This window comes from Pseudomonas sp. PS02288 (assembly GCF_029959715.1).
GTDB lineage: Bacteria > Pseudomonadota > Gammaproteobacteria > Pseudomonadales > Pseudomonadaceae > Pseudomonas_O > Pseudomonas_O kuykendallii.
The window spans coordinates 42,968-49,535 of record NZ_JASCPA010000035.1 but is presented as its reverse complement, the minus strand read 5'-3'; the positions used below and the strand labels follow the sequence as shown (position 1 = coordinate 49,535).

Sequence of the window (6,568 nt, the reverse complement as noted above, 5' to 3'; positions counted from 1 at the left end):
CCGCCGCCGAGCTGAACGCGCTCAGCGGGCGGTTGCAGGCGCTGGTGCAACAGTTCCGCGTATGAGTCGCGGCGCCCCGCGCAACGCGGGGCGCCAGCAGCGCCGGGCGTGAAAGCGCCGCCGTTTACGCCGCTTCGCTTGCCTATCCCTGGGCGTTCCACCGTCGCCACGGCGCCTCTACCTCTCGTCGCCGAACGCTTGGAATTGAGCGTTTTTTGCACAGATATCGCATATAAGCGTGCTGTCACACGGGCGCGTCAGAATCTCCACGCCCGTTCTTTTCCGTTCACCGAGTGATCTTTATGCGAACTCAGCTGCGACAGTTCTTCCTGACGTCCTTTCTCTTCGTCACCGCCGTTTTCGGCCAGGCCCAGGCCGGGGAGCCGCTGCAGGTGCTCTTCGTCGGCAACAGCTACACCTTCTACAACCAGCTGCCGCTGATGGTCCGGCAGATGTCGGTGGAGGCCAGGCAGCCGCGCGCGCTGGAGGTCAAGGACGTCACCGTCGCCGGTTCCAGCCTGAAGCAGCACTGGGCCCGCGGCGAGGTGCAGAAGGTGCTCGCCAGCCAGCACTGGGATTACGTGGTGATCCAGGATTTCAGCCTGATGCCGCTGCAGGACGCCGAATCCACCCGCAAGTACGCCGGCCTGGTCGCCCAGGCCGCGCGCCAGGCCGGCGCCCAGCCGATCTTCTACCTGACTTGGGCGCGGCAGAACGACCCCTCGATGCAGTCCACGCTGGACGCCGTCTACACCCAGGTGGCGAAGGAGAACCACGGCCTGCTGGCGCCGGTCGGCGATGCCTGGAAAGTCGCCCTGGCCAGCCAGCCGCAGCCGACGCTGTTCATCGCCGACGGTAGCCATCCGACCTACACCGGCTCCTACCTCGCCGCTTCGGTGTTCTACTCGCTGATCTACGGCAACCCGCCGCCGGCGCCGCAGGCCGCGCAGAGCAGCCGTTTCGAGCACGCCACCGCCGCCGAGCTGCAGCAGGACGCCTGGACCGCGCTGCAATCGGTGGACATCGCCCTGCGCACCGTGCCCGCCGGGCTCGGCGGCGCGACGGTGCAGGCGACGCGCTGAGTCGCGCGCCCGGGATCGGCACGCCGGTCCCGTGTTCGTTGCGGGGTGCGGAAATCTGCGACAATCCGCCCTCTGCCGTAGATGCCAGCCAAGCGCCTGATGACCGATTCGAACGCCACCGCCGATGCCCTGCTGAAAAACCTCGACCAGACCCTGATCGCCGACCGTCACCGCCTGCGCCGGCAGTTGCACGAACTGCGCAAGGACGGCGGGGGCGACGACGCCAGGCTGGCGCAGTGGATCGAGCGTTTCCAGGCGTCGGTGGCCAAGGTCGAGGCGCGGCGCGCCAGCGTGCCGACCATGCGCTACGACGACCAGTTGCCGATCGCCGCCAAGCGCGACGAGATCAAGGCGGCGCTGGAGAAACACCAGGTTCTGGTGATCGCCGGCGAAACCGGCTCGGGCAAGACCACCCAGTTGCCGAAGATCTGCCTGGAGATCGGGCGGGGCGTGCACGGCCTGATCGGTCACACCCAGCCGCGCCGCCTGGCCGCGCGCAGCGTCGCTACGCGGGTCGCCGAGGAGATCGGCACGCCGCTCGGCGAACGGGTCGGCTACCAGGTGCGCTTCGAGGACCAGAGCACGGACGGCACGCTGATCAAGCTGATGACCGACGGCATCCTGCTCGCCGAGACCCAGCACGACCGCTATCTGGAGAAGTACGACACGATCATCGTCGACGAGGCCCACGAGCGTTCGCTGAACATCGACTTCCTCCTCGGCTACCTGAAGATCCTGCTGCCGCGGCGCCCCGACCTGAAGGTCATCATCACCTCGGCGACCATCGACCTGGAGCGCTTCAGTCAGCACTTCAATGGCGCGCCCATCGTCGAGGTGTCCGGGCGCACCTATCCGGTGGAGACCTGGTATCGGCCGCTCGCCGCCGAGAACGACGAGGATGGCAACCGCGTCGAGGAGGACCTCTCGGTAGACCAGGGCATCCTCGCCGCGCTGGACGAGATCGCCGCGCACGAGAAGAACGTCGGCAAGCGCCCCGGCGATGTGCTGGTGTTTCTCCCCGGCGAGCGGGAAATCCGCGATGCCGCCGAGATGCTGCGCAAGGCCAACCTGCGCTTCACCGAGGTGCTGCCGCTGTACGCGCGGCTGACCCCCGCCGAGCAGCAAAAGATCTTCAAGCCGGCGGCCGGGCGCAAGATCGTGCTCGCCACCAACGTCGCGGAAACCTCGCTCACCGTGCCTGGCATCCGCTACGTGATCGACTCCGGTACCGCGCGCATCAGCCGCTACAGCTACCGTGCCAAGGTCCAGCGCCTACCCATCGAGGCGGTCTCGCAGGCCAGCGCCAACCAGCGCAAGGGCCGCTGCGGACGGGTCGAGCCGGGCATCTGCGTGCGCCTGTACAGCGAGGAGGATTTCCTCGCCCGGCCGGCGTTCACCGATCCGGAGATCCTGCGCACCAACCTCGCCGCGGTGATCCTGCAGATGCTTCATCTGCGCCTCGGCCAGATCGAGGATTTCCCCTTCATCGAGCCGCCGGACGGCAAGGCCATCAGCGACGGTTTCAACCTGTTGCAGGAGCTTTCCGCGGTCAACCGCGAGAACCAGCTGACCCCGCTCGGCCGCCAGCTGGCGCGCCTGCCGGTGGACCCGCGGCTGGGCCGCATGCTGCTGGAGGCCGCGCAGCAGGGCAGCCTCGACGAGGTGCTGATCGTCGCCAGCGCGCTGTCCGTGCAGGACGTGCGCGAGCGTCCGGCCGACCGCCAGCAGGCCGCTGACCAGGCGCACGCGCAGTGGAAGGACGTGGATTCCGATTTCGCCGCGCTGATCAACCTCTGGCGTGGCTTCGAGGAAAAGCGCCAGGAGCTGGGCGCCAACCCGCTGCGCACCTGGTGCCGCAAGAACTTCCTCAACTACCTGCGCCTGCGCGAGTGGCGCGACGCCCATCGCCAGCTGACGCTGATCTGCCGCGAACTGCAGCTGTCACCCGATGGGCATCGCTCTGCTCAACGCCATCCTACGAAGAACGTACCGCATCCCGCCCCGCCCGCAGGACGGGTCGAGCGAGGCGACACCCATGCCGCCTCCGCCCTGTCCTCCGTCAATGCCGCGCCAACGCCGACCACCGACACCAGGGTCAACGTCGTCGCCCGCCAGCAGGCCGAAGCCAGCGACGCCGCGCAGCGCGCGCGCAGCTACGCCGCGGTGCACAAGGCGATCCTTTCCGGCCTGCTCAGCCAGATCGGCCAGAAGACCGAGGACGGCGACTATCTCGGCGCGCGCCAGCGACGTTTCTGGGTGCACCCTTCCAGCGTGATCGGGCGCAAGAAGCCGAACTGGATCATGGCTGCCGAACTGGTGGAAACCACCAAGCTGTTCGCCCGCATGGTGGCGAAGATCGAACCGGACTGGATCGAGCCGCTGGCCGCGCACCTGATCAAGACCAACCACTTCGAGCCGCACTGGGAGAAGAAGCGCGGCCAGGTGGTGGCCTACGAGCAGGTCACCCTCTACGGCATGATCGTGGTCGGCCGCCGGCCGGTGCATTACGGCCCCATCGACCCGCCGGTGGCGCGCGAGCTGTTCATCCGCGAAGGCCTGGTGCGCGGCGAGATCAACAGCCGCGCACGCTGCCTGTCGGCGAACCGCGAGTTGCTCGAACGCCTCGACGAACTCGAAGCCAAGGCGCGCCGCCGCGACATCCTCGCCGACGAGGAAACCCTGTTCGGCTACTACGACGCGCGCATCCCGCAGGACATCTACCAGGCCGCCAGTTTCGAGAACTGGTACAAGCGCGAGAGCGCGAAGAACGCCGGGTTGCTGATCATGCGCGAGGAAGACGTGCTGGCCCGCGAGGCCAGCGAGGTCACCGCCGCGCAGTACCCGGACAGCCTGCACATCGGCGAGCTGGAGCTGGCGCTGGAATACCACTTCGAGCCCAATCACCCGCGCGACGGCGTGACCCTGCGCGTGCCGGCGCCGCTGCTGCCGCAACTGCGCAGCGAGCGCCTCGACTGGCTGGTGCCCGGCCTGCTGGAAACCAAGGCGGTGGCGCTGGTGCGCAACCTGCCCAAGGCGATCCGCAAGAACTTCGTGCCGGTGCCGGACTTCGTCAAGGCGGCGCTGGCCAAGGTCGTCTTCGCCGAGGGCTCGCTGCCCGAATCCCTCGGCCGCGAGCTGCAACGCATGACCGGCGCACGGGTGAGCGAGGACGCCTGGGCGGAAGCCGCGGCGCAGCTCGACGGCCACCTGAAGATGAACATCGAGGTGGTCGATGCGCGCGGCAAGTTCCTCGGCGAAGGCCGCGACCTGGCCGAGCTCACCGCGCGTTTCGCCGAAGCCAGCCAGGCCGCCCTGGCGATCCCGCAGACGCAGAAGCAGCAGGGCCCGGTGGAAGCCAGGGCATTCGCCGAAGTCGCCGAGAAAACCCAGCAGAAGGTCGCCGGGCTGTCGATGACCGTCTACCCGGCGCTGGTGGAGGAGGGCGGCACGGTCAAGGAAGGCCGTTTCCCGACCCAGGCCGAAGCCGAGTACCAGCACCGTCGCGCGCTGCAACGGCTGCTGCTTCAGCAACTCGCCGAACCCGCCAAGTTCCTGCGCAACAAGCTGCCGGGGCTGACCGACCTCGGCCTGCTCTACCGCGAAATGGGCCGCGTCGATGCGCTGGTCGAGGACATCCTGCTCGCCAGCCTCGACAGCTGCGTGCTCGACGGCGAAGCCACGCTCCCGCGTGACGGCGCCGCCCTGGCCGCGCTGGCCGAGAAGAAGCGCGGCGCCTGGACCGAACATGCCGAGCGCCTGGCCAGGCTCGTGCTGGACATCCTCAAGCTCTGGCACGCCCTGCAGAAGCGCTTCAAAGGCAAGATCGACCTGGCCCAGGCGGTGGCGCTGAACGACATCAAGGCGCAGCTCGGCCGGCTGATCTACCCCGGCTTTGTTCGCGAAACCCCGGCCGAATGGCTGCGCGAGTACCCGCGCTACCTCAAGGCCGTGGAGCAGCGCTTCGAGAAGATCGGCGCGCAGCTGCAACGCGACCGCGTGTGGTCCGGCGAACTGGCCGGCTATTGGGACCAGTACCAGACGCGCCTGGCCAAGCACGCCCAGGAAGGCAAGCGCGACGCCAACCTGCAGCTCTACCGTTGGATGCTGGAGGAATACCGCGTATCCCTGTTCGCCCAGCAGCTGGGCACGCGGGTGGCGGTGTCGGACAAGCGGCTGAACAAGCAGTGGGCGGCGGTGGAAGGCTGAGGGCGTTGCTTTCGTAGGGTGGAAAACGCTCTGCTTGTCCACCGGCTTTTCCCGCTGGCGCTTTCGGGTATCGGTTCTTCCGATCACTTCGGACGTCGATCTTGTCGGTGGAAAACGCTTCGCGGTTTTCCATCCAACGTGTTTACCGAGTTCGGCAGATGGTGCCAGGCGCGACAGGGCGGACGGGTGAACGCGTCCGCCCTGTTCGCGGGTGCGCATCGTGAAAGGCAACCCGTCGGGCTACCTGAGGCGTTGCACAGTGGCGGTGCCAGCGGGATCACCCGACGGTCCTGCAACGCACCATCACCGGCGGGGCAGTTCGACCAGTTGCTCGGTCTCCGTCCAGAGCCTCGCGGCCACCGCTGTGTCGAGGGCCTGCGGCGGAAGGGCGGCCACAGCGGGATAGCCCCGGGTTTCTCCCAAACGGTTCGGGCCGTAGTACCCACCGCCGCGAGCCATTCGCGCGGTCGCGGCGTAGAGCGTGGGCAGCGCCGCTTGCGCGGCGGGCTGGAACAGGAACCACAGGTAGCGCCGCAACAACCCCGGAACGCTGTTGGCGCCCGCTCCATTTACCAGCAGTTCAGTACGGGCGATGCCGGGGTGAGCGGCAATGCTCTGGATGCCCCAGCTTGCCGCCTCGCTGCGCCGCTGCAACTCGAGGGCAAACATCAGGCAGGCCAGTTTCGACTGGCTGTAAGCCACCATCGGTCGATAGCGGCGGCTGGACTGGAGATCATCGAAGTCGATGGCACCACTTCTGGCAGCGACGCTGGAAAGGCTCACCACTCGAGCCTGCTCGCCGGCATGCAGCAGCGGCAACAGGTGCAGGGTCAGGGCGAAGTGCCCCAGGTAATTGGTGCCGAGCTGCAGCTCGAAGCCCTCTGCCGTCTGTAAGCGCTTTGGCGGCGTCATGACCGCAGCGTTGTTGATCAGCAGGTCCAGGCTGGTCTGTGAGCTACGCAGGCGCTGCGCGAACGCGTCGATCGAATCGAGGCTCGCCAGGTCCAGCACCTCGAAGTGAACGTCAGCGCCAGGGGCGGACTGACGAATCTGTTCGAGGGCCTCCGCCCCTTTGGCGGGGTTTCTTCCCGCGATGACCACGCGGGCACCGGCCTTGGCCAGCGCCAGCGAAACCTGCAGGCCGATGCCGCCGGTACCGGTTACAACGGCCGTTCGGCCGTGTTGAGAAGGAATATCGGACGCTGTCCAGTTAGCCATGATCTTTGCCCTGCGCAAGAGAGGAACGCTATGCTGAGTGCATGATTTTTAACACTCAGTGC

3 protein-coding genes are annotated in these 6,568 nt (G+C 67.4%); 2 read left to right on the top strand and 1 reads right to left on the bottom strand.

Annotated features, from left to right (window positions below; genetic code table 11):
- Nucleotides 1-302: 302 nt before the first annotated feature.
- Both QMX85_RS14695 and hrpA read left to right on the top strand, forming a co-directional pair.
- Nucleotides 303-1,082 carry an SGNH/GDSL hydrolase family protein gene (locus QMX85_RS14695; RefSeq protein WP_282342051.1) on the top strand — a complete coding sequence of 260 codons (780 nt, stop codon included), beginning with the start codon at nt 303-305 and terminating at the stop codon, nt 1,080-1,082.
- Between the two features lie 99 nt (nt 1,083-1,181).
- The gene (hrpA, locus tag QMX85_RS14690) at nt 1,182-5,288 is read left to right on the top strand and encodes an ATP-dependent RNA helicase HrpA (RefSeq protein ID WP_282342049.1); all 4,107 of its coding nucleotides are present in this window, start codon (nt 1,182-1,184) and stop codon (nt 5,286-5,288) included.
- Nucleotides 5,289-5,591: 303 nt separating this feature from the next.
- Here hrpA and QMX85_RS14685 read toward each other — a convergent pair whose 3' ends face one another.
- Nucleotides 5,592-6,506: an SDR family oxidoreductase gene (locus QMX85_RS14685; RefSeq protein WP_282342047.1), complete on the bottom strand. Its 915-nt coding sequence runs from the start codon at nt 6,504-6,506 to the stop codon at nt 5,592-5,594.
- Nucleotides 6,507-6,568: the final 62 nt, after the last annotated feature.